Here is a 22,005-nt window from a genome sequence, read left to right as displayed (position 1 = left end):
TGATGGCGGGATGCCCATCCGCGGGAGGACCAGGCAGTGACAGGCGACCGGGAGGAACCTCTCCATGCGGCGGCGACCGGCCCGCTCATCGAGGTCGCCTGCGACGAGTCGGGTTCCGACGGAGAGAATCTCCTGGGCGGCAACACGGATGTATTCGCCCATGCCAGCGTCTGGTTGGACGTCGCCCTGGCGGCGGACAGCATCCAGGAGATACGGAACAGGATTCGCTCTCCCGCGCAGGAGTACAAGGCGAACCATCTGCTCCGCGAGAAGCACCGGCCGGTCCTCACCTGGCTGCTCGGACCGCTGGGGCCGATCCACGGCCATGCCCAGGTCCACCTGACCGACAAGGCGTTCTTCGTGGTCGGGAGGGCGGTCGACCTGCTGGTCGGGGATGCCACGCACGCGGCCAGCGCGGGTCTGAGCCGGGACGAGGAAGCCCATGCCCTGGCCGTCGCGCTGTACCGCGAGGGACCTCGGTCCTTCGGGCCGGAGTTGTGGCAGGAGTTCCTGGAGTCGGCCAACAACCTGATGCGCACCAAGAACCTCTGGGGCGAACGGACCCCCGTCGAGTCGTTCTTCCGCTCCATTGACAAGCTGCGCCGCGCCGGTGCGGGCAGCCCGCTCGACGGCATCATGGAACAACTCGCGGCGGCCAGATCGCCCGCGGACTCCTTCCGGGCCCGCCTCCTCGACGACCCGACGCTGATCCCCGCGCTGGACCCGCTGATCCCCTCGATCGTCCGGACGGTGGCGCACTGGAGCGAGGGCACCCGACCCGTCGCCATCGTGCACGACAGGAACAACACGCTGACTGAAGAGCGGATCGCGCAGCTCAAGGAGATCTTCAGCGCGGCGTACCCCGCTGATCCCGGGTACGGGCCGCGGGGCCGGCTGACGAGCGTGACGCTCGTCAGTTCCCGTTCCGACGCCCGCATCCAGCTCGCCGACTTCCTCGCCGGCGTGGCGCGGAAGATCGCCTCGGACGAACTCAACGGCCGAGGCGACGCGGAACTCACCGGTCTGCTGCGGCCGTATGTCGATGAAACGTCATTCTGGGGAGACGGCAGGAGCTGGTCCCTGCTGGGTCCCGTGCCCAGCGCCCGGCTGTAGGTGTGCTCGACGCCCGGCTGCAGGCGTGCCCCGGGACCCCCGGTCCCGGGGCACTTCCCCCGGACGGTCAGGAGACGGCTGCGAAAGCGGCGGCGTTGGCCTCGGCCCACTGGGCGTAGGTCAGGGCGGGGCGGCCCAGCAGGCGCTCCACCTCACCGCTCACCAGGGCCGGCCGCCCGACCGTTCCCGCGAGGAAGCTCAGCAGTGAGTCGATCATCTCCTCCTGGACCCAGGTGCTGTGGGCGAGCATCGCCGCCTTGGCCGCCGCCGGGCTGATCTCCTGGTACCGCAGCGGGCGGTCCAGCACCACCCCCAGGGTCTCCACCTGTTCCGCGAAGGTCAGCTCCTGAGGGCCGGTCAGCGAGGGCGCCAGCCCCAGCAGTTCCTCCCCGAGCAGGGCCCGGACGGCGACCGCGGCGAGATCCGCCTCATGGACCGGCGCGGTGCAGGCGCCGGCGTAGGGCCCGTGCACGACATCGCCGGCCCGGAGCTGCGCCGCCCACTGCAGGGCGTTCGACGCGAAGGCGCCGGGACGCAGATGAGTCCACTGGGGGAAGTCCGCCTCCACCGCCTCCTCCAGGTCCCGGTGGAGCGCGGCGGTGCTGCCCCGGGCCGGGGACGCGCCCTCCGTCGCCACCAGCAGCGAGGAGAGCGTGACGACCCGGCGCACACCGGCCGCCTTCGCGGCGCCCAGCAGGGCCGCGGTGCTGCCGGGCGCCCCGGCGATGTTCAGCACGAGCGCGCTCACGCCCGCGAAGTCGGGGGCGGCGCTGTCGCACGGCTCGACTCCGGCGGGCAGGTCCGCGCGCTCGGGGGTGCGGGTCAGCGCCCGAACCTTGCTTCCCTGCGCCGCGAGTTCCGCGACGAGCGGGCGGCCGAAGTTCCCGGTGGCACCGGTGATCATGATCATTGGGTGTCGTCCTCTGCTGAGTCGGCGGGGAATGCGTTTCCCTGTCCCTCCCGAGAGCCGGCCGGCGGTCCGGAGTGTGACAGCGAACTGCCGCGAGTGGCCCACGTCACCGAGCGCGTACCCGTCGGACGGATCGGCGCCGGAAGAAATGCCGGGCAGGCCGGCGGGCGCCCCTGCTACCGTCGGAGGTATGGAGATCACCAGGCACGTCACCGCCGCGACCGCGCGAGCTACCAGCTCGACGGTCGCCGCCGCCTGAACCCACTCCTCACCCCCGGCGACCGGAAACGGCCGCCGGTGCGCTGTACGACTCCTGATTCGCGGTGTCCCCGCCCCCGGCTCCTTTCCGGTCCCCATGACCCGAAGGAACCACCGCCATGAACACCGAGCAGACCGTCAGCACGTTCATCGACTTCTTCCGCGACCGCGGTCACCAGCGCATCACCGGCGACTCGCTGCTGCGGCCACCCGGAGACCCGGTGCTGTTCACCACCTCCGGCATGCACCCGCTCACCCCGTACCTGCTCGGCCGGCCGCATCCGCTCGGCGGGCGCCTGGTCGGCCTCCAGCGCTGCCTGCGCACCACCGACCTGGACGAGGTCGGCGACCGCACGCACCTGACGGTCTTCGAGATGCTGGGCTCCTGGTCGCTCGGCGAGTACGGAGGCCCGCAGAGCCTGCGGTGGGGGTACGAACTGCTGCGCGACGGCTTCGGCATCCCGCCGGGCCGGCTGCACGTCACGGTCTTCGGCGGGGACGAGCAGATCGGCCCCGACACCCAGTCCCTGCGGACCTGGAACGACCTCGGGGTGCCGGTGGAGCTGACACGGGAGGACAACTGGTGGTCCAACGGCCCCACCGGGCCGTGCGGACCCGACTCGGAGATCTTCGTATGGACCGGCGACACACCACCGCGGGGCACTCCGGGCAGCGATCAGCGGTGGGTCGAGGTGTGGAACCACGTGAAGATGCGGTACCACCGCCACGACGACGGAAGCCTGCGACCCCTGCGACGGCCCTCCATCGACACGGGACTGGGACTCGAGCGGCTGCTGACCGTGCTGCAGGACAAGCGGTCGGTCTACGAGTGCGACATCTTCGATCCGTGGACGAACACGCTTCCCGGCCTGTGGGACACGGACGAGATGTCGCTGCGGGTCGTGTCCGACCACCTGCGTTCCAGCATCGTGGTCATCGGCGACGGCGTCCTGCCGTCCAACACCGGACGCGGCTACGTCCTGCGCCGGCTCACGCGCCGGGTGCTGACCACCCTGTGGCGGGACGACCCCTCGCGGACGCTGTCCGACCTCCCGACGGAACTCGTGGAGCACACCCTCGACCACTTCCGGCAGACGAGCGGCGTGGGACCCGTGCGGGACGTGCTGCTCGACGAGGAGATCCGCTTCTCGAAGCTGCTCGAGCGGGGCCGGCTGGTGCTGTCCCGGCAGGGCTTCGACGGGCCGCTGCGCGAGCAGGACTACAGCTACCTGCACGAGACCCACGGGCTGCCGCGGGAACTGGTCGTCGGGCTCCTCGACTCCGAGGGGCGGTGACCGTGGGCCGCGTCCGGGCCCGCCGCGGCGCTCAGCGGGCCATCGCGACGGCGAGCAGGAACCAGCCCGTGTGCGGGATCCACTGTTCCGCCCAGCGCCAGGCGTCTCCCGGCGGGGCGTCAGGTGGCAGGAACGCGATGTCCTGCTCGTCGGTCAACCCCGAGGTGATGCCGCTGACGATGCCGCCGGGCAGGTTGGGGAAGTCCGACGTGTACTCCACGTTGTTGCGGCCGCGCCCCTGGAGCATCGACGTGTCGAACGGGTTGCGGCCGGTGATCCACGCCAACTGGTCGTCGGCGAACGCGCCGAGCCGGGCGCGGTCGTCCTCGCCGGCTTCGTCGAGTCCGGCGCACGCGCAGGCGGCCGCGGCCAGCGAGGCGATGGTGGCGTTCTCGCCCTGCCACCAGTAGCCCGTCTCGTTGGCGTGCGGGAAGAAGAACGCGTCCGCGGCCGGCCCGCCGGCAGGCTGCACCCGCTGGCGCGGGTAGCCGAACGGGTTGGGGACCGCGTGGGTGCGGCGCAGGGTGTCGAGCATGGCTTCCAGCGCCAGGGCCCGGACCGGGCCGGCCTCGGGAGCGTCCGGCAGAACGGCGGCGAACCGGGTCAGCGCGAGCACCGGCAGACCGGCCTCGGCGGCGTGGAAGAACGGGCGCCCGGCGGCGTCCCCGGTGAACCAGCCGGGGCCGTCGGCGGGCCGTACGTACCGGGCCAGCAGCGCGCGAGCGCGCCGCCGGGCCGCGTCCCGGACCCCCGTCCGCCCGCTGGGGTCCGCGTTCGCCGCCACGAGTTCGGTCGCGGCCAGCAGCGCCGTGTAGTCGTCGACGATCGATTCCGTGCCGTCGTCGAGGTACTCCAGGTTGTGGGCTTCGAGGTGGCGGAAGGCCTGGACCGCGGCGGACAGGTACGCGGAGCCGGTGAAGTCCCCGTGGTCGTCCAAGGTCGCGGCGCGCGCGAGGGCCGCGATGGCCAGGCCGCCGCCCTGCCGGTAGGCGGCCTGGTAGCGGTCGGTGCGTACGCACTGCGCCAGCGGCGCGGTGATGACGCGCTCGTCGAGTTCCTTGGTGAGCGCGTCGAAGATGCCGGTGTAGAAGTACCCTTCGGGCGCCCGGAAGCGGACCAGGAAGTCCGCGCCCCACAGCGCCTCGTCGCGCAGCCGGGCGCCGAGCGAGCGCGTCAGCGCGGGGTGCCGCTCGGCGATCGTGTCGCGGGCGGCCAGCATGGCCCACGCGCACAACGGCATCTGCTGCGGGCTCATCGTGCGGGTGTAGGTGAGGTGGCTGAGGAACTTGCTGGTGTCACCGCTCGCGTCGAGCCAGCCGCCGCGCGCGTCGACCTCCCGCCCGGTGTCGTCGCCCCACAGTGCGGCGTGCCGGTCCTTCCGGTCGATCTCGCCGCTGGACCTCATGGCCTTGAAGTACGCCAGCACGTCGGACATCGTCCCGCGCCGCAGCCGGTCCTCCGCGACCTCGAAGGGATCCGAGACGGTGCCGCGGCCGTCCCCGTCGACGAGGCGGACCGCGTAGCGGCCCGCCCCCCAGGTCCAGCGGCAGTTCCACGCGCGCGAACGGCCCGCGCCGCCAGCCCGGGACCACCTGGACGGGGCCGGCCGTGAGCGGGCGCAGGACGGTGCCGTCGTCCGCCAGCAGCTCGACCCGGCGCGGTGGGCGGCCATCGGGCAGGACCGCCACGACGGCCTGCGAGGCACCGAGTCCGTAGCCGAGGTGGCCGAGCAGGACGGCAGGCCGGGCGGCGCCCTCCCCGGTGTTCCCGTCGTCCGACGAACGCATCCGCGCGTACCGTCCCTTCCACCGTGTCGAAGGAGATCCACGGTGAACCTACGTCCCTCGGCCGGCGTCCGCGCTCGGCGACCGCCGAGCCGGCACCCTGCGCGGATCCGGACCCCCGCGGAGCGGATATCGTCTCCGCCATGTCAGTCGATCTCGGTTTCCTCTGCTCCTCCTGCGGCGAGCACCACGAAGAGCTCCCGATGAGCTACTCCACCACGGCCCCGGACATCTGGGAGCCGGCCCACGCCAACGACCCCGACAGCGTGCTGTCGTCGGACCAGTGCGTGATCAGAAATCAGGCCTTCTTCGTCCGGGGCCTGATCGAGCTGCCCGTGATCGGGAGCACGGACGTCTTCGCCTGGGGCGTGTGGATATCACTCAGCCGCGAGAGCTTCGCGCGGGCGAGCGAGCTGTGGGAGACCCCGGGCCGGGAGACCGAACGGCCCTACTTCGGCTGGCTGTCGACGGAACTCAGCCTGTACCCGGAGAGCACGACCGACCTCAAGACCAACGTCCACACGCGCCCCGTCGGCCGCCGCCCCCGCGTCGAACTCGAGCCCACGGAGCACCCGCTGGCAGTGGAGCAGCGCACCGGCATCACTCCGGAGCGGGTGCGGCAGATCGCCGAGGCGGTGCTGCACCCCCGGCGCTGACGTGAACGGCCGCGCGCGGGCGGCCGCGTGGGATCGCGCTCGGACTCCCCGCCGACGAGCCGTTCAATCCGGATGCGTCGGCGCGGAGCCTTCGTGCAGACTGCACGGATGAGCGCTGACATTCTCCGGTCGCCGTCGCGGCGTCCGTCTGAACCAGGCGGGGGCCGCAGGCCGGACCGCACCTGACACGGCCGGCCTGCCGCTTCGGGACCGGCCGGGTCAGTAGTAGCCCTTCTCGCCGTCGACGAGCTCCCGGACGGTGTCCATGTGACCGGCGTGCCGGGCGGTCTCCTCGATCATGTGGAGGAGTACCCACCGCAGCGACGCGGCAGAGGCACCGAAGTCCGGGTGCTTGCCGACCGTGTCCAGGGAGAGCGACGCGATGATCTCGTTGGAGACCGCGCAACTGCGCTCGTACTCCTCCAGGAGCTGCGCGAGGGGAATGCCGTCAGCCATCATGTCGGCGTCCTCGGGTCCGTCGTCGAACTGCGGACCCTCGGCCTTCCTGCCGAGCAGCATGACCTCGAACCAGCAGTGCTCGACCCACCGCATGTGGAGGACGATGCCCGCGATCGTCATCATGGGCGACGTCGGGAGGACCGACCGGTGGGCGGCCTCTTCGGACAGCCCCTCGCACTTCCAGCGGATGATCGCGCGCTGCATGTCGAGCCAGCCGATCAGTTGGGTGCGCTCGTCGGCGTCGTAGGGCGGCCGGATGCGGGGAGGAGGAGTCATGGGCGCCGACGGTATCCCAGTCTCCGGCCAGGGCGCACGGGAGTTTCCGGGTGCGCGGGCCCCGCCGGTCGGATACCTAGACGGTCACTCCGCGTCGACGGCGGCGGCCAGCGAGCCGTCGATGTGCCGCAGCGCCGCCACCGTGAACGACGTCGCGAACTCCCCGGCCAGGCGCGGACTGAGCGCGCCGGCGCCGAGAGCACTCCGGGCGCCTTCCACGGCGAGCCCGACCATGAAAGAAGCGCACAAGGTGGCGCTGGACCCCCACGGCGGCCGGTGGTGCGATGCCGCGAATTCCCTGATCAAGTGGGCGATGCGGTCCGTGGCGGCGGTCATGAGCCGGTGCCGGGCGGCCGGGACGGTGCCGGAGGCCTCCGAGCCGAACAGGAGCCGGAACTCATGGGGGTGCGCGGCCGCATAATCGAAGAAGGCGAGCATTCCGGCACGCACCTGCGGTTCCAGCGAAAGTCCCTCCGCCGCGACCTGCGCCGCGAAAAGCTGCCGCGCGAGGTTCTCCGCGGCCCGTTCGCTGCAGTGCCGGTAGAGGTCTTCCTTGCTTCCGAAATGCGCGTACAGCGTGGGTTTGGTGGAACGGGCGCGCGCGGCGATCGCCTCCATGGTGGCGGCCAGGAAGCCCGCCTCCGCGAAGACCGCGCACGCGGCCTCCAGCATCTGCGTTTCTCTGGAATGGGACGCCGCACGTTTGCGTGGCCGCCCGGTCACGGAGAGGTCTTCGGGTGATGGCGTGGCGCTCCCCGCATCGATCATGAATGGCACTTTACTCCACGGTAAAGTCGACATAGGCTTTACTTCGCGGTATTGCTGTTCACTTATGGAGGCCCTTATGCGCCGACCTCGCCCTTTTGAGGGCGCCTCCGCCCCGGCGGATCTGCTGGGGCAGCTGGGTTGTGGGCGGCAGTACGCGGGTCCAGCGCCGCGCCGGGAGCTGTCCGTGGCGTTGGGACCGGTGGGGCCGATGGGGTCGGCAGGACCGAAGCAGGACCTTCCGACGGGCGGCCCCTGGCCGTTGCCCCGTACGCCGACGGCGTGTCGCGAGGCCAGGTCGGTACTGCGACAAGTGCTGCGGCAGTGGGAGATGGAGCATTTCACGGACACCGCGGAACTCCTCGTCAGTGAACTGGTCACCAATGCGGTGCGTTACGCGCCCGGCCCCATCCATCTGACCGCCCGGGGCGGCCACACCCTGCGATGCCACATCGACGACGCCAGCAGGCTGCTGCCCCAGCTGTACAACGCTCGTCCGGACGACGAATTCGGCCGGGGCCTCGCTCTGGTCGACCGACTCGCCAGCGACTGGGGTGTGGACCTCACCGACGGCGGCAAATCCGTCTGGTTCGAGCTCAAGGGCGCGAAGCCCTGCTGAAATGACGACAGTCGCGGGGGCGGGGCTGGAACTAATTTCCCAGCCGGCGATTCGGGGCGAATGGGCCTTCCAGGGCCGCCCATTGAAGCAGCATGATGGTTTTCGCGTCGGCGATGTCGCCTGATCGGATCAGCTCGAGGGCCCGGGTGAAAGGGAGTTCGAGGACCTCGATGTCCTCGCCCTCCTCCGCGATTCCACCGCCGGCCGCGTCGCGGGTCGCGGAACTGTACGGCGCCGCGTAGAAGTGCAGGCGTTCGGTGACCGATCCGGGGCTCATGTAGACGTCGAAGACGTGCTCCACGTCCCCGATGGTGTGGCCGGTCTCTTCGGCGGCCTCCCGCCGGATCGCCGTCTCGGGACCGTCCTCCTCGAGCAGGCCGGCCGCGGTCTCCAGGAGCATGCCGTCCGGGTGGCCGTTCGCGTAGGCGGGGTAGCGGAACTGCCGGGTGAGCAGCACGGTCGCGCGGTCGCGGTCGTAGAGCAGCACGGTGGCGCCGTTGCCGCGGTCGTAGCTCTCGCGCTGCTCGGAGCTCCAATGGCCGTCCGCGTGCCGGTAGTCGAAGGTGACGGTGCGCAGCACGTACCAGTGGCAGGACAACAGCGTGACGTCACGGACGATCACCCGGGGATTGCCGGTCAGGTCGAGGCCGTCCCGGTCCAGTCCGGTGCGTCCGCGGCGGTCGGGTGTGTCGATCCCGGCCGTCATCGGGCCGCGGGGATCTCGTCGAGGCGGTGGAAGACCTGCTTGCCCAGGGCTTCGGCCCGGGTGGTCATCAGGTCGGCTCCCGTCGAGGACCCGCCGATGCGCCAGACCGCGTCGCACCGGGCCAGCAGGCGCTCCGCGACGGGATGGAAGATCTCGTCGAACGCCGGGTCGCCGACACCGGCGGAGCCCGCGGCCTCGATCAGCGGCAGGGCCAGTGCCTCGCCGGTGACGGGCAGGTGCCCCGCGCGGAACAGCGTCAGCGCGGCCTGGTTCATGGCGTCGGCGTTGGACGCGAGCTTGGCCGGGTCGTCTCCCGTGCCGGACCGGTAGGGGCCGGCGACCAGGATCATCAAGGGGTGGAGCGGGGTGGCCATCGGGCGCCTCTCATCAGTGTCTGTGGGTGCGGGAGCAGCCGCGCGATCGGACGGATCCGGTCAGATCAGCCGGGTCCGGACGCCCGCGTCGCGCAGGGCGGTGAGGGTGGCGGGTCCGCCGGGGTGAGTGTCCGGGTCGTCGCCGGCGGCGTCGGTGACGAAGGTGTCCACGGCGTTCAAAGGGGCGACCCTGCTGAACGCCTGCACTCCGAGCTTGGTGGCGTCGGCGACCGCGACGGTGCGGGCGGCGCGGGCCAGCGCGGTCTGTTTGACCGCGCAGTCGTCCAGTGAGAACTCCGACCAGCCGTGCTCGGCGTGCACTCCGCCGATCGACATGACGAAGCAGTCAAAGGCCAGTGCGTCCACCGCTCGCAGCGCGAGCGGCCCCACCAGGGAGCGTTCGCCGGGGCGGGACTCCCCGCCCAGCACGAGCAGCCGGATACCGGGCTGGTCCGCCAGCCGGACGGCCGCCTGCAGGCTGAGGACCGCGACCGTCAGTGGTGCTCGCGCGATCAGATGTGCCGCGACGTGCACCGTGGTGGTGCCGGCGTCGAGCAGTACGGTCCCGCCCGGTTCCACCAGTTCGGCCACGGCCGCGCCCAGCCGGTCCTTCGTGGCGGCCTGCCACGGCTCGCGCGCCGTGAATCCGGAACCCTGCTCGGGCAGCCCGGCCGCGACCGCTCCGCCGTGCACCCGCCGCACCATCCCCTGGCGTTCCAGCTCGTCCAGGTCCCGGCGCACGGTCATCTCCGACACGCCCAGCCGCCGGGCCAGCTCGGCCACGGCCATCCGATCGGCTCCTTGCACCAGGCGCAGCGTGACGTCGAGGCGGTTCGCAGTACTCATGGAGCAGTTCTAACATGATTCTGTTCGTTTTGGTAGATCACTGTGCGAAGTGGTGTGCGGCTCGCCCTGCGGGAAGACGCGGCAGGGCGGGAACGCTGGCGTTGACGTCAGGGTCAAGGTCTACCGTCGGGTCATGCGGATCGGTGAGTTGGCGGAACGAGCGGGTGTGACCACCCGTGCCCTGCGGTACTACGAGACGCTCGGGCTGCTGCCCGCGCGGCGCGCCGGGAACGGATATCGCTCCTACGGCGAGGACGATCTGCGTCTTCTGGCGCAGATCCGCACGCTCCAGGATTTCGGCTTCGGGCTGGAGGAGACCCGCCCGTTCGTCGAATGCCTGCGAGCCGGGCATCCGGAGGGGGACTCGTGTCCCGCCTCGCTGGATGTCTACCGGCACAAGCTCGCCGAGCTCGACGACGTCATCGCGCGGTTGCGCGAGGTGCGCGAGCAGGTCGGAGCGCAGTTGGCGCGCGCGGAGGTGGAGGCCACCGCGCAGGCGCCGGAGAGCTCGCCGCCGCGGTGTGAGTACGCCGGTTACCAGGACAACGACGGAAAGAGGGGCTGAGATGGCGCAGGCGACGGGATTGGCCACGGTGACGGACGCGACGTTCGCCGAGGAGGTGCTGCGGGCCGAGGGGCCGGTGCTCGTGGAGTTCACCGCTGACTGGTGCGGGCCGTGCCGGATGCTCGCCCCGGTGCTGGAAGCGGTGGCCGAGGAGCAGGCGGGCCGCCTCAAGGTGGTGCTGCTGGACGTGGACACCAACCCGGAGACGCAGGCGGCGTACGGGGTGCTGTCGATGCCCACGCTCATGGTCTTCGAGGGCGGGCAGCCGGTGAAGTCGATGGTCGGGGCGCGCCCGAAGCGGCGGCTGCTGCAGGAGCTCGACGACGTTCTGAGCTGACCGGCGGTCGGTACCTTCCGCTCGGACGCCGGTGTCCCCCGGCCGTGCACGACGGCCCGGGGACACCAGCTGCTTGCCGGCGCCGGTCAACGTGCCGGCCGGACCATCCCGCCCGTGCCCCACAGCATCGCGACCATGAGCACCGCCACCGACCCGCTCAGCGTCATGACGGTCGCGGTGGAGGTGCGGTCGACGATCACGCCGCCGACGAGTGCGCCGGCGGACAGGGTCGCCTGGAACGAGGCGGTGAACAGGACGGTCGCCGCCTCCGGCGCGTTCGGGGCCGACCGTGCGAACCAGGTACTCGAACAGACCGGGACCGCACCGTACGCGAGCCCCCAGACGACGAGCAGCCCCAGCGCCGTGAGCCGGCCGCCACCGAGGACGGGGAGCAGCAGCGTCGCGGCGGCGAGCAGGGAGGTGCACCCGATCCAGGTGGCCCGCAGGCCCCGCGTGATCGCCCACCCCGCGACGAAGTTGCCGATGACACCCGCCGCGCCGTAGACGAGCAGGAACGTGCTGATCAGGCTCACCTTCACCTGGGTGACCTGCTGGAGGAACGGTTCGACGTAGGTGTACGCGGCGAAGTGCGCGATGACCACGAGGAAGGTGGCGAGCAGCCCGACCCGGACGTTCCGTTCGCGCAGCATGCCGCGCAGTGCGCTCAGCCGGGTCACCTGCACCGCGGGAAGCGGCGGCAGCAGGGTGCGCAGGGCGATCAGCACGCCCACGCTCAGTACACCCATCACGAGGAACGACGCCCGCCAGCCCGCCAGTTCGCCGATGAGCGCCCCGGCCGGAACACCCAGCACGGATCCCAGCGGGACCGCGGAGAAGATGACCGCTGTCGCCCGGGAGGCGGACCCGGGCGGGACCAGCCGCGGGGCGAGGCCGGCCCCGATCGACCAGAACCCGCCGATGGTGATGCCGACCAGCACCCGGGAGAGCAGCATGACCCAGAAGGCGGGCGCGGCCGCGGCGAGGAAGTCGGCGAAGGCCAGCAGCCCCATCAGGACACTCAGCATCAGCCGCCGGTCCAACCGTCCGGTCGTCACGGTGACCACCGGTGCCGCGATGGCGGCGACGATGCCCGGCATCGTCATCATCAGCCCCGCGACGCCCTCGGAGACCCGGAAACCGGAACCGATGGGCGTCAGCAGGCCGATCGGCAGAATCTCGGTGGTCACGATGGAGAAGATCCCCATCGTGACGGACAGGACGGCGAGCCGGTTCACCAGCGGCGATCGGCCCGGTGAGATGCCGCGGTCCGGAGCGGGAAGCGGTGCGGCCACGGGCGCTGGGCCCGGTTCGGTGGTGTTCGCGCGGAAGCCCATGCGCCCATACAACCCTCGCCGTCCGCCGCGATCCGGCGGGATTTCGACCTCACCGTGGGCGTGCAACCGGAGCGACGTGGATCAGCCGGGGGTTCCGGCGGCGGCGCGCTCGGCCCGCCGCACCAGGGCGCCGAGCACCTCGACGCGGATGAACGCGGCCCCGCCCAGCCGGATGAGCAGCCAGTAGGCGCGGAAGACGCGTCGCGAGCGGGCGTCGGTGCACTGCACCCGGGTCTCGAAGGAGACGATGGTGGCATCGCCGTCGGGTGCCACCCGCAGGCTCATGGCCGCCTTGGCCCAGCCCGGTTCCGAGAACCCGGTGAAGGCGGCGGCATCGCCCGGCTCGATCGGTGCGGGCCGGGGCCGCAGCCGCCAGAACTTGGCGACTTTACCCTTGACTATCTCCTCTCCCTCCACGGTGACGAGGGTGGGCGTCGGGAAGCTGTCGAGCAGTGGGCCGTCGAGCCGGCTCCGGCCTCCTGACCGCAGCAGCATCAGCCGGCGCGAGAGCGGGAGTTCCGCGCTGGACAGTTCGCACAGCGCCTTCCACACGGTGGGCGGATCCGCCGCGATGCGCCGGGTGAAGCAGGAGCGGAAGTCGTGGGCGGGAAGCACGCGGTCGAGTTCCATCGGGTCACTCCGGAGTGTCGAGCCCGGCGGCCACCGCGTCGGCCAGCCGCCGGGGCAGGTCCGACGGCGGTGCGCCGCCGAGCATGAAGAGGTGGACGAAGACCGTGCCGAGCAGTTGCGCGTGCACCAGCACCGGATCCGACCCGCTGCGGATCTCACCCCGGGCGGCGGCCCGTTCGAGGATCCGGGCCAGCACGTCCTGTTGGCGATCGATGAACGTGGCGGCGAAGCGGGTCGCCAACCCGGGGTCGGCGGCGATGTCGGCGATGAGGCCCGGCAGCGCTTGGCGCGCGTGCGGCGCGGACAGCAGCACGACGATGTGCTCGACGAGAGCGGTCAGATCGGCCCGCAGGCCGCCGAGGTCGGGGGGCGCGGCGATCTCCGTCCCGTGCACGACGGCGACGAACACCATCTCGGCCTTGGACCGCCACCGCCGGTAGATGCCCGCCTTCCCGACCCCCGCGCGGGCGGCGACGCGGTCGATGCTCAACTGCTGGTATCCGACGTCGTCCAGGATGTCGCGTACCGCGTCGCTGATCGCTTCGTCGACTCTGCCGTCCCGCGGACGCCCTCGGTTCATGGCCTCACCATAAACGAAACGGGTCGATCCGTAAATAAAAGGTCGGCGGCGATGCCCGATCCCGCTCACACGTCCCGGCGCCGTACGAGCCGCCCGCTGACGCCACCGCTCAGGCGGCGACCCAGGCCGGGTCACGTCCCGTCATGGCGACGACACGGTCGAGGAGCGGGGCGTCGGGGGAAATGTCGACCGGCGTGCCGAACACACCCTGGCGGGCGGGGCCCTGGCCCGGCGCGGCCATGGGCTCCACGAAATCGCGGCAGCCCTCCAGGGTTCGGATGTCGGCGGTGAACGGCTGACCGGTGGCGCGGGCGATGTCCCAGCCGTGCACGGTCAGTTCGTTGAGCGCCACCCTGCCGATCATGCCCGCGGGCATCGTGACGCCGCCGACCTCCGTCATCCCCTCCCATGCGGCGGGGTCGCGCCAGGCCTCGGCGAGGCCGCTGAGCTGCTCGGGGATGCGGGTGCGCCAGTCCGCGTCCAGCCGGGAGGCGTCGCCGGGGGGTGCCGGAGGGTTCTCGCCCACCTTCCGGGCGGCGTTGGTGAAGGCGAGGGAGAGCCCGCCGACGTGGTCGAGCAGGTCGCCCAGGGTGTACTGGGAACACGGTGTCGGCGCCGTGAGCCGTTCGTCGGGGATGGCGCTCAGCAGGTCCGCCAGCCGCCGGACCGCGGGATCGAGGTCGAGCATCGCTGTCAGTGCTGTCCGTGCTGTCATGGGGGTGTCTCCTTCGGCGCGTGCCGGCTGTCCGCGTACGTCGCGACGAAGGGTAGACGGCGTGCAGCCGCGGAACTCATCGGTCACTGCCGACGCGTCAGAGACTGCGCTGCATCCACGGAACGAGGTCGCGCTCCTCGTGCAGGAGGTACTGGTCGACCTCGCCGAGCACGAGCTGCGTGGTGAGCGTCATGCCCTCGACGGCGACCTTGCCGGCGATGACGTCGTCCAGGCGCCGCAGGAGCTGGGCGCCGTCCTCGCGGTCGCGCACCACCGCCACGGAGGCCTTGTCCTGCCGCTCAAGGAGTGGATGGACGGTCGCCTGCTTCGCCGCGTAGTGCTCCTGGAACGCCTGGCGGAACGCGAGCAGACCGTCCGGGGCGCCCGAGGGGACCCGGTGCAGCTCCTGCAGCGTGGCCCGCAGGGCGCGGCTGCGCGCGATGAGGGCGTCCGTCGCGGCGGTGTGGGTCTCGTGCGCCTGTACGTCGTCGTGCCGGCGCTTCGCGGCGTCGGCGTCGAATTCCGCCCCGTGCTGGAGGATCTCGTGCGGTCCGTGGGGGCGGTCCTTCGACGGGCGGTTCTGCGACGCGTGGTCCTGGTTCGATGCGGTCATGGCGGGCGGCACCTCCTGATTGCATCAACTCACGAAGTCCGGGTGCCCGCAATGCGCGGATGGCCGCCCCTCGGCTTTCGCCGGTCCCCGGGGCGACCATCGGTACCTGCCTGTGCCGGATGTGGTCCGGCGTCAGGCCTCTCTCTTGTTCCTCATCATCATTCCTGCCGCCGCGAGGCCGAGCAGGCAGATGACGGCACCGGTGATGATGTTGTTCCACATCGCGCCGGTGTCGGGGTGACGGACGACCACCCAGGGGGAGACGATCAGCCAGGCGCCGATCACCGCGCAGGCCATGCTCAGACCCTGCATGCGCTCCGGGGCCATGTTCAGGACCAGCGCCACCACGGCGACCGCGATGCCCATGATCAGGTTGTTCTGTGCCAGCTGCGGGAACGTGGGCGCGAAGTGCACCGTCCAGGGCGAGATGGCCGCGTACAGTCCGGCCAGGAGCAGCAGTCCGTCGACTCCTACGATTCCCCGGCCTCCGAGAACGCGGGCATAGCGGTCACGCATCTCCGATACATCCGGATGCGCTCCGATATCCCCTGAGCGGTGTGACACGTCGGCCATACGACTCGCCTCCTTCGGCTCGTGCAAGTCGGACCGCACTCGCGGTATCTACCGCGAGTCCATTGTGCTCCTCAATAGGCTGTATGGGTAGAATAAGCTTTTTTGTCACGAAATGGTTTCTATCGGGCATGAAATCCAGCGGCGGTGCGGGGCGGCGTGGGCCGGAGAACGGCACTGGCCGCCGGTGGTCACCGGCGGCCAGAACGTTCGAGCGGTGTTGCGGGTCAGTGGTTGCCCGCGCCGTTGCCGGAGAGGACCGGGATCTGGTCCAGGATGTGCGACAGCGGCTCGTCGCCCTTGATCTGCGAGGAGTTCTCGGTGCACTGCTGGTTCTGCGGCGAGGACAGGACGTTGATGTCCTGGACCGAGATCGGGATGAGGCCGATGAGCGAACCGACGTTCGCCTTCGCCGGGAGGCCGATGCAGGGCTTGTTGAGCGAGCCCTGGACAAGGCCGAACGAGGGGCTCATGTAGCCGCTCGTGTAGGTGTTGCCGTACGACTGCTCGGACCCGTTGCCGTTCGTGGTGCTGGCGCCGCCCGAGTCGCCGATCGCCATCGCCGGCGCGGCCACCGCGCCGGAGACGCCGATGACGGACACTGCGACGGCCGCCGTGGCGAGGAACTTCTTCATCATGACAAAATCCTTTTTGTGCGAAATTGACCTGGTACCGGGTCGGTCTGATCAACTCTCTGGCGCAGATTTGGTTATGGGGCTTCACCCGTATGGAGGCAGACAAAATCGGCCCCCGTGACGTGGAGTTCGCGTCGCGGGGGCCTCGGGGGGTTTCGGCGGAGAGGTCAGGCAGCGTATTGACGTTGATGCGTGCAGAGGTCGGCGGCGAGTCCCGAGATCTCTTCCTCCGCGACGGCCGGGCCGGCCTGGAGCGCGGCGCTGACCAGGGTGATCAGCAGATCGATGTCGGTGCCGCAGTCGAGCCGCACGGTCACCCAGCCCGAGCCGTCGCGCATTCGCAGTGCGGTGGACTCGCTCAGGGCCGGCAGCAGTTTGGCGACCATGGTGCGGGACAGGTGCACGTCCGCTTCCTGGTCGCTGTGGAAATGGACTATCTCCTGGACACCTGTGCGCACGCAGTACTCGCTGCCGCAACTGGCCCGGCCACCGGTGAGACCAGGCCAGCTCATCAGCCGTTCCCTGGCATGTCTGGCAGAGTTCATGGGACCAGCCTGTCGCAGATTCCGCGCCCTGCACAGAGGTAGGGAGCAGCATCCGGCCGCCCGGGCGTTCCGGGGCGGGAGTGCCCCCTCGGACGTGTCGGCGGGAGGCGTCCGCGAGTTCGTCGAATGTCATGAACGCTGACCTGTATGGGTGAAATGTGCCTGCATGCGGGTGCGCCTTGTTCCTTGGGCGGTCCGAGTGTGTGTGCCGGTGGAACGTTGCCCGCTCGACGGCTCGTATCAATGAGCCGTCCCACGCCGAAGCCCGTACCGCACGACAGTAAAGGTCTGGCATGCAGAAGATTCGAAGTGCCCTCCTCCTGGGTCTCACTGCCGCAGCGGCGATGGCCCCCACCATGGCCATCGCCGTGCCCCTGGTCACCGACTCCGGTTCCCCCGGGCACAGCAGCACACGCCCCCACCTCGGCCACGGCGACACCGACTGGACCGACTGGAGGCAGTGGAGCGACTGGAGCATCTGGAAGGACTGCGGCCGCGGCCCGTGCGGTTCGGCGGGGCACGCCGGTGACAGCCACCAGGCCGGGCACGGCCAGGGAGGCTACGGCAGCACCACCGGCGGCCACAGCACCGCCGGCTCGACGACCGGCGGCTACGGCAGCACCACGGGCGGGTCCGGCGGGTCCCACGGCGGATCCACGGGTGGCTCCCACGGTGGCACCACCGGCGGTACGCACGGCGGTTCCTCGTCCACCGGCGGTAGCGACACGGGCGGGTCGTCCGGCGGGGGCTACGGCGGAACGACCGGTGGCAGCACGTCCAACGGCGGCACCACTGGCGGGACGCACGGTGGGACGACCGGCGGTACTCATGGCGGCACCACCGGTGGGACGCACGGTGGGACGACCGGCGGAACCCATGGCGGCACCACCGGTGGGACGCACGGTGGGACGACCGGCGGTACTCATGGCGGCACCACCGGTGGGACGACCGGTGGTACTCACGGCGGCACCACCGGTGGGACGCACGGCGGTACGACCGGCGGAACCCATGGCGGAACCACCGGCGGCACGACGTCCACGGGTGGTACGACCGGCGGTACCCATGGCGGAACCACCGGCGGAACCACGTCCACGGGCGGGACCACCAGCACGGGTGGAACGACCGGTGGCAGCACGTCCACGGGCGGTACGACCGGTGGCACGCACGGTGGAACGACCGGCGGGACGCACGGTGGGACGACTGGTGGCACGACCGGAGGAACGACCGGTGGCAGCACCGGTGGCACGCACGGCGGCAGCACCGGGAACACCACCGGTGGGCTCGCCGAGACGGGTCTGGGCGGCAACGAACTGGGCCTCGAGATCGCCGCGGCGGTCAGCCTCGTCGCCGGCGGTGTCTTCGTGGTGGCGGCCCGGCGCCGTCGCCAGCAGTAGTCCGACCTCCCCGTCCGCCCGGTCGCGCTGCGCGTGCCGGGCGGACGGGACGCCCTCGGCGCTCAGAGGTGTGCGTCCAGGAACGCCTCGACTTCCTCGCGTTCCAACGCTCCGTCCGCGGTCGCCGTCACCTCTCCCCGCACGAGCAGGAGGAAGGTGGGCGCGCCGGTCACGCCGTAGCGCTTGGTGGCCGCGGGGCAGCGGGTGATGTCGGTCCTCACGGTGGTGACGCGGTCCCCGTAAGCGGCGGCGATCTCGCGCACGACGGGGTCCAGCTCCTTGCACGGTTCGGACCAGATCCCCCAGAAGTACGCCAGCACCGGCCCGTCGGCCTTTGCGAGGATGAAGTCGAACTCCCCGTCTTCCATCGGTTGGTGGACCCGGCTTGCCATCGGCTCTCCCTGCATCGCGATCAACACGGCAGCGACCGTCCGGCCCCGCTCCCGCGGGCCCACTGCCGTGCCACATCACATCACGACGTCACCGGACGACTGCCTGCAGCACGACCAGCAGGACGATGAGCAGCGCCACGACGATGATGGAGCTGCGCAGGGCGTGCGTCTTCTCCGGAACCTCGGGCAGCGGGGGAGGCGGTGGCAGGACGACGTTGAAGTCGTCCTGGCCGGTGCGGCCGGCGCGCTCGCACCAGGGACAGAAGGGCAGATGTGAGCTGTAGGTGTGCCGGGGCCGGGCGGGGCAGGTCCGGACGCGGCCGCGTTCCTGGTCCAGCGCCCGCAGCCAGTCCTCGGCGGAGGGGCGGGCCTGCGGGTTCGCCACACCCGGGCCGAAGGCGGCGCGGGCCAGCGCCAGCAGCGCCGGGGGCAGCACGGCGGGGTCGATGACACCGCGCGGGACGATGATCCGATCCGGCTGGACCACGTAGGAGCAGCTGGCGGCGATGTTGTCCTTGACCGTCGACTGCGAGTCGCTGTCGTGCGGCACCCCGCCGAAGGGATGGTTCCCGACCGTCAGCAACTGGTACACGAGCACCGCGAGTGCGAAGTCGTCGCTGGCCGTGGTGGCCGGCCCGCCCTTCTGCCGCTCCGGGGCGCAGTAGTCGGCCGTCTGCATCAGGCAGGGGAAGTACTCCTTCGAGCCGGGGTCGGTGAAGGCGATGGAGTCGCAGTCCAGGAACGTGACAAAGCCGTTCGCGTCCACCACGACGTTGTTGCTGGAGAAGTCCCCGACGACCAGGCCCTCGTGGTGCATGCGGGCGGTCATGAAGGCCAGGTTCCAGCTGACGCCCAGCAGGAAGCGCCAGTCGACCCGTTCGGGAAAGAGCCGCAGCCGCTGAGCGCGGGTGAACAGGCCGACCAGACGGATGTGTTCGGGCTCACCGAACCGGTTCATGGCGTAGCCGACGAACTCCCCGCCGGGGCTGCGCGCGGGTGCCGTCGGCCAGGCCAGCTCCGGCGGCTGGGCGCGGTCGGTGGGCCGGCCGCCCAACGGGGTCATCGTCAGCATCCGGGCCAGTCGCCGTTCCTGCTCGGGTCCGGGGGCGTCCCGGTAGAGCTTGACGACGATGCCGTCGTTGCCGACGACGGTGTACACGGCGGCCTCGCCACCGCTCTTCAGCGGCTGCTCGGACAGTTCCACCGGCACGTCGTTCAGCAGGATCCTGTGCCCGGTCATGGGCGCACCGCCCTCAGCAGCGTCTTGTCGTCGGCGTTGACCGCGGTCAGTTTGTCCGACCGCAGGAGTACGGCCAGCGCGTCATCGTCCTCGTCGGGGTCCTCGGACGGGGAGTCCAGCGTCCGCAGCATCGCCGCGACGAAGGACGCCCGGGGCTGCTGCGGCTGCCCGTCCACCCAGGTCAGGGCGATCTGGGCGAGGCCGTCCGTCGACAGCAGCACACCGTCGACCTCGGGGTCGCGCACGCAGGCGGTACGGACCGACCGCTCCGCTTCCGCCGAGGTGAGGAACACGGTCTCGTTGCTGTACTCGCTGGCCGCGGCCGGCTGGGGCAGCAGGTGGAACTGCCGCACACCGTCCACCGTCCCGGCCCGCAGTACGACGAAGCCGTCGCCGACGCTGAGGTAGCCGATCCATCGCGGGGCGAGCACGGCGACGGTGAGCGTGGTGGCGAAGTCGTTCGACTCGTCCCCGGTGCGCCGCAGGAACTCCTCGCGGACGTCCAGGAACGCCTCGCGCAGCGCCGCGCGCACACCCGAGGCGGTCGGCGGCAGATCGGCGGAGCGCCGGGTGAAGCACTCGACGGCCAGTTGGACCGCGAGCGCCGAGCCCTCGTCGGAGCGTGCGCGGCTGCCCGCTCCGTCGGCGACCGCCAGTACCGTCACCGAATCCTCCGGCGGTCCGGAGACCGCGTACAGCCAGGCGTCCTGGCACGGAGTTCCGGTCCGCCGGTGGCGGTAGCCCTCGACGCTGACGCCGCGGACCCGCCACTGCGCGCCGGGGCCGCCGCCGCTGTCATCGTCCATGTGTCGTCTCCCGGTGCCCGTCGTCGGTTCTGTCGGGTCCTGTCGGTCTGATCCGGATCAGGATTCCCAGGCGGGCCGCTGGGTCTTGAACTGGCTGAAGATCTTCTCGAAGACCTCGTCCCCCGCACCCCGCTGCTCGGCGTTGGCACTGGCCGACATCATCTGCAGCAGTTCGCGGAACGGGAATCCCTGCAGGCGGGCGTTGAACGTCGGGGCGAAGGCCCGCAGGACCTCCTCGCCCCGGTCGGTGATGCCGCCGACGCCGATCGCGTAGAGGCGGAACCGCCGCGCGCGCTGCTCCTCGGTGAGCACCGGGACGACGCGCCGCCAGGCATCAGTGGGGTGCCCGGTCGTGTCCGTCGGCAGGCCGTCGGTGACCAGGCAGATCTGCGGTCGGTAGAACTGCAGGCCGAGCCGGCGCAGTTCCGCCTTGCGGGCGGCGACGATCTGCATCGACAGCTCCAGCGCCTCGGCCATCAACGTGACCCCGGCCGCGCGCAGTTGCGGCGGCTGGAACAGGTGGGCGGGGACGAACGGGCTGACCGGGCTGTTGTAAGGCAGCAGGTTGGGGCCCTGCCAGGCGCTCACCCCGGCGTCGCCGAAGGTGAGGACGGCGACCTCGACGCTGTAGCTGAGGCTGACGTCGTCGTGCAGTTCCCGGGTCCACTCGCGCAGGGCCTCGTTGAGGGACGCGATGGGCGCGCCGAGCATCGAGTGCGAGGTGTCCAGGCACAGCACGAGTGGCATTCGCTGCGCGTTGTTCTCGATCTCGATGTCGGCGTACTGGTACGGCAGGGTGCTGGCCTGCTGGTTCACGCGCACGGTCATGGGGTGGGTGTTATCGCGCATGGTCTCTCCGTCGGAGGTCGGCCGGGAAGGCGAGAAGGACGTGCTGGTCGTGGGTCTCGTCCTGCGGATCGGGGCGGCCGACCTCGACGGGATCGCCCGCGCCCGGTGGGGGTTCCGCGGGCTCGGACCACACCGCGCGGAAGAGGCACCCGTCGATCTCGACGTAGCCCTGCGGGTGCAGGTCGGTGGCGACCGTGGCGGGGCGCAGGTTCCCCGGCCGCGGTGTCCGGCGTGCTCCCGGGAGGTGTGCGGGCGCGGTGGGCGTGCGGGACGCCATCGGGTCGGCGTCGTTCCGGTGGGTCCGGGCGTGGGCGGAGTGGCGACCGGTGCCCGAACGGCGGACGGCCACCGCGAGCAGGACGAGGAGCACCAGCAGGAGCGCGGCGATGGAGCCGAAGAGCGCCCAACTGGTGTCGTCACCGCCGGACGTCTTCTCCTCGGGACAGGCGTCGGTGGAACGGGTGGCCGGTTTGCCGGTGGTCGGCTTGCCGCCGGGCAACTTCTCCGCGGGAGCCGTCGTCCTGGGTCTGATCTCGCCTGCGGACGGCGTCACGCAGGTCGGCGTCGTGGCCGGGCAGTGCGCCTTCGGGTCGGCCGTCGCGCAGGTCGGCGGCGGGTCGGCGGGTGCCGCTGCCGCCGGCAGGGCGGCCGGGAGGCCGAGCAGCAGCACCGCTGTGAGGATCATGGCGATCGGACGACCGCGCTGCGCCGTGTCGGATGGCACGAGAGGCTCCCCAAC

General features: G+C 71.1%; 27 protein-coding genes. 7 read left to right on the top strand and 20 right to left on the bottom strand.

The genetic code is table 11. The features are described from left to right. Nucleotides 1-36: 36 nt before the first annotated feature. Nucleotides 37-1,113, top strand: coding sequence for a DUF3800 domain-containing protein (locus tag O3X23_RS21770; RefSeq protein ID WP_269273143.1), 1,077 nt, complete (start codon nt 37-39; stop codon nt 1,111-1,113). A gap of 67 nt (nt 1,114-1,180) precedes the next feature. On the opposite strand, the gene O3X23_RS21765 is transcribed toward O3X23_RS21770, so the two are convergent. Next, nucleotides 1,181-2,023 (bottom strand): SDR family oxidoreductase, encoded by an 843-nt coding sequence (locus O3X23_RS21765; RefSeq protein WP_269273142.1) that lies wholly within the window; start codon nt 2,021-2,023, stop codon nt 1,181-1,183. Between the two features lie 377 nt (nt 2,024-2,400). Between O3X23_RS21765 and O3X23_RS21760 the strand changes: the two genes are divergently transcribed. Next, a complete protein-coding gene (locus tag O3X23_RS21760) occupies nt 2,401-3,576 on the top strand; it encodes an alanine--tRNA ligase-related protein (protein ID WP_269273141.1) in 1,176 nt (391 codons plus the stop codon). Nucleotides 3,577-3,607: 31 nt separating this feature from the next. On the opposite strand, the gene O3X23_RS21755 is transcribed toward O3X23_RS21760, so the two are convergent. Further along, nucleotides 3,608-5,248 carry a glycoside hydrolase family 9 protein gene (locus O3X23_RS21755; protein ID WP_269273140.1) on the bottom strand — a complete coding sequence of 547 codons (1,641 nt, stop codon included), beginning with the start codon at nt 5,246-5,248 and terminating at the stop codon, nt 3,608-3,610. Between the two features lie 315 nt (nt 5,249-5,563). On the opposite strand from O3X23_RS21755, the gene O3X23_RS21750 reads away from it, so the two are divergent. Continuing rightward, nucleotides 5,564-6,016, top strand: coding sequence for a DUF2199 domain-containing protein (locus tag O3X23_RS21750; protein WP_443047927.1), 453 nt, complete (start codon nt 5,564-5,566; stop codon nt 6,014-6,016). 219 nt (nt 6,017-6,235) lie between these two features. Here the strand turns inward: O3X23_RS21750 and O3X23_RS21745 are convergent, their stop codons facing one another. Beyond that, on the bottom strand, nt 6,236-6,751 hold the full coding sequence (locus tag O3X23_RS21745; protein ID WP_269273138.1) for a DinB family protein: 516 nt from the start codon (nt 6,749-6,751) through the stop codon (nt 6,236-6,238). A gap of 84 nt (nt 6,752-6,835) precedes the next feature. Beyond that, nucleotides 6,836-7,423 carry a TetR/AcrR family transcriptional regulator gene (locus tag O3X23_RS21740; RefSeq protein ID WP_269273137.1) on the bottom strand — a complete coding sequence of 196 codons (588 nt, stop codon included), beginning with the start codon at nt 7,421-7,423 and terminating at the stop codon, nt 6,836-6,838. On the opposite strand from O3X23_RS21740, the gene O3X23_RS43950 reads away from it, so the two are divergent. Next, on the top strand, nt 7,368-8,135 hold the full coding sequence (locus tag O3X23_RS43950) for an ATP-binding protein (RefSeq protein WP_331283928.1): 768 nt from the start codon (nt 7,368-7,370) through the stop codon (nt 8,133-8,135). The genes O3X23_RS21740 and O3X23_RS43950 overlap by 56 nt on opposite strands. A gap of 31 nt (nt 8,136-8,166) precedes the next feature. Here O3X23_RS43950 and O3X23_RS21730 read toward each other — a convergent pair whose 3' ends face one another. Genes O3X23_RS21730 through O3X23_RS21720 form a run of 3 tightly spaced genes read right to left on the bottom strand, consistent with a single transcriptional unit; the run spans nt 8,167 to nt 10,061 of the window. After that, complete coding sequence (locus tag O3X23_RS21730; RefSeq protein WP_269273136.1) at nt 8,167-8,841, bottom strand: NUDIX domain-containing protein; 675 nt, start codon at nt 8,839-8,841, stop codon at nt 8,167-8,169. Then, a complete protein-coding gene (locus O3X23_RS21725) occupies nt 8,838-9,215 on the bottom strand; it encodes a DUF4406 domain-containing protein (RefSeq protein ID WP_269273135.1) in 378 nt (125 codons plus the stop codon). Before O3X23_RS21725 ends, O3X23_RS21730 begins: the two co-directional genes overlap by 4 nt. 60 nt (nt 9,216-9,275) lie before the next feature. Beyond that, nucleotides 9,276-10,061 (bottom strand): DeoR/GlpR family DNA-binding transcription regulator, encoded by a 786-nt coding sequence (locus O3X23_RS21720; protein ID WP_269273134.1) that lies wholly within the window; start codon nt 10,059-10,061, stop codon nt 9,276-9,278. Between the two features lie 133 nt (nt 10,062-10,194). On the opposite strand from O3X23_RS21720, the gene O3X23_RS21715 reads away from it, so the two are divergent. Together O3X23_RS21715 and trxA are read left to right on the top strand one after the other, a co-directional pair. Continuing rightward, entirely contained in the window at nt 10,195-10,626 is a 432-nt protein-coding gene (locus O3X23_RS21715) for a MerR family transcriptional regulator (RefSeq protein WP_269273133.1), read from the top strand. A 1-nt stretch (nt 10,627) separates the two neighbouring features. Beyond that, a complete protein-coding gene (trxA, locus tag O3X23_RS21710) occupies nt 10,628-10,963 on the top strand; it encodes a thioredoxin (RefSeq protein ID WP_269273132.1) in 336 nt (111 codons plus the stop codon). Nucleotides 10,964-11,049: 86 nt separating this feature from the next. On the opposite strand, the gene O3X23_RS21705 is transcribed toward trxA, so the two are convergent. The 8 genes from O3X23_RS21705 to O3X23_RS21670 form a co-directional block, all read right to left on the bottom strand. Further along, entirely contained in the window at nt 11,050-12,297 is a 1,248-nt protein-coding gene (locus O3X23_RS21705; protein ID WP_269273131.1) for an MFS transporter, read from the bottom strand. Between the two features lie 81 nt (nt 12,298-12,378). After that, nucleotides 12,379-12,927: a hypothetical protein gene (locus tag O3X23_RS21700; protein WP_269273130.1), complete on the bottom strand. Its 549-nt coding sequence runs from the start codon at nt 12,925-12,927 to the stop codon at nt 12,379-12,381. Between the two features lie 4 nt (nt 12,928-12,931). Next, nucleotides 12,932-13,507 (bottom strand): TetR/AcrR family transcriptional regulator, encoded by a 576-nt coding sequence (locus tag O3X23_RS21695; protein WP_269273129.1) that lies wholly within the window; start codon nt 13,505-13,507, stop codon nt 12,932-12,934. Nucleotides 13,508-13,616: 109 nt separating this feature from the next. After that, on the bottom strand, nt 13,617-14,222 hold the full coding sequence (locus O3X23_RS21690) for a TIGR03086 family metal-binding protein (protein ID WP_269273128.1): 606 nt from the start codon (nt 14,220-14,222) through the stop codon (nt 13,617-13,619). Nucleotides 14,223-14,319: 97 nt separating this feature from the next. Then, complete coding sequence (locus O3X23_RS21685) at nt 14,320-14,835, bottom strand: hypothetical protein (RefSeq protein WP_269273127.1); 516 nt, start codon at nt 14,833-14,835, stop codon at nt 14,320-14,322. A gap of 132 nt (nt 14,836-14,967) precedes the next feature. Beyond that, nucleotides 14,968-15,408 (bottom strand): SPW repeat protein, encoded by a 441-nt coding sequence (locus tag O3X23_RS21680; RefSeq protein ID WP_269273126.1) that lies wholly within the window; start codon nt 15,406-15,408, stop codon nt 14,968-14,970. Between the two features lie 224 nt (nt 15,409-15,632). Then, nucleotides 15,633-16,043, bottom strand: a complete 411-nt coding sequence (locus O3X23_RS21675) for a rodlin (RefSeq protein WP_269273125.1) — start codon at nt 16,041-16,043, stop codon at nt 15,633-15,635. Nucleotides 16,044-16,207: 164 nt separating this feature from the next. Then, nucleotides 16,208-16,552 (bottom strand): luciferase domain-containing protein, encoded by a 345-nt coding sequence (locus tag O3X23_RS21670; protein WP_443047925.1) that lies wholly within the window; start codon nt 16,550-16,552, stop codon nt 16,208-16,210. Between the two features lie 326 nt (nt 16,553-16,878). On the opposite strand from O3X23_RS21670, the gene O3X23_RS21665 reads away from it, so the two are divergent. Continuing rightward, a complete protein-coding gene (locus O3X23_RS21665) occupies nt 16,879-17,979 on the top strand; it encodes a hypothetical protein (protein WP_269273123.1) in 1,101 nt (366 codons plus the stop codon). Nucleotides 17,980-18,041: 62 nt separating this feature from the next. Here O3X23_RS21665 and O3X23_RS21660 read toward each other — a convergent pair whose 3' ends face one another. The 5 genes from O3X23_RS21660 to O3X23_RS21640 form a co-directional block, all read right to left on the bottom strand. After that, the gene (locus O3X23_RS21660) at nt 18,042-18,371 is read right to left on the bottom strand and encodes a thioredoxin family protein (protein WP_269273122.1); all 330 of its coding nucleotides are present in this window, start codon (nt 18,369-18,371) and stop codon (nt 18,042-18,044) included. An 88-nt stretch (nt 18,372-18,459) separates the two neighbouring features. Next, entirely contained in the window at nt 18,460-19,611 is a 1,152-nt protein-coding gene (locus O3X23_RS21655; protein WP_269273121.1) for a hypothetical protein, read from the bottom strand. Continuing rightward, entirely contained in the window at nt 19,608-20,417 is an 810-nt protein-coding gene (locus tag O3X23_RS21650; RefSeq protein ID WP_269273120.1) for a PP2C family serine/threonine-protein phosphatase, read from the bottom strand. Before O3X23_RS21650 ends, O3X23_RS21655 begins: the two co-directional genes overlap by 4 nt. Nucleotides 20,418-20,474: 57 nt before the next feature. After that, complete coding sequence (locus tag O3X23_RS21645) at nt 20,475-21,266, bottom strand: vWA domain-containing protein (RefSeq protein ID WP_269273119.1); 792 nt, start codon at nt 21,264-21,266, stop codon at nt 20,475-20,477. Next, nucleotides 21,256-21,990, bottom strand: a complete 735-nt coding sequence (locus O3X23_RS21640) for a hypothetical protein (RefSeq protein WP_269273118.1) — start codon at nt 21,988-21,990, stop codon at nt 21,256-21,258. The genes O3X23_RS21645 and O3X23_RS21640 overlap by 11 nt, the downstream gene beginning before the upstream one ends. Nucleotides 21,991-22,005: the final 15 nt, after the last annotated feature.

The sequence above is a fragment of the Streptomyces sp. H39-S7 genome, assembly GCF_027158205.1.
In the GTDB taxonomy this organism is placed as follows: Bacteria; Actinomycetota; Actinomycetes; order Streptomycetales; family Streptomycetaceae; genus Actinacidiphila.
This window is presented reverse-complemented; position numbering and strand designations above follow the sequence as displayed.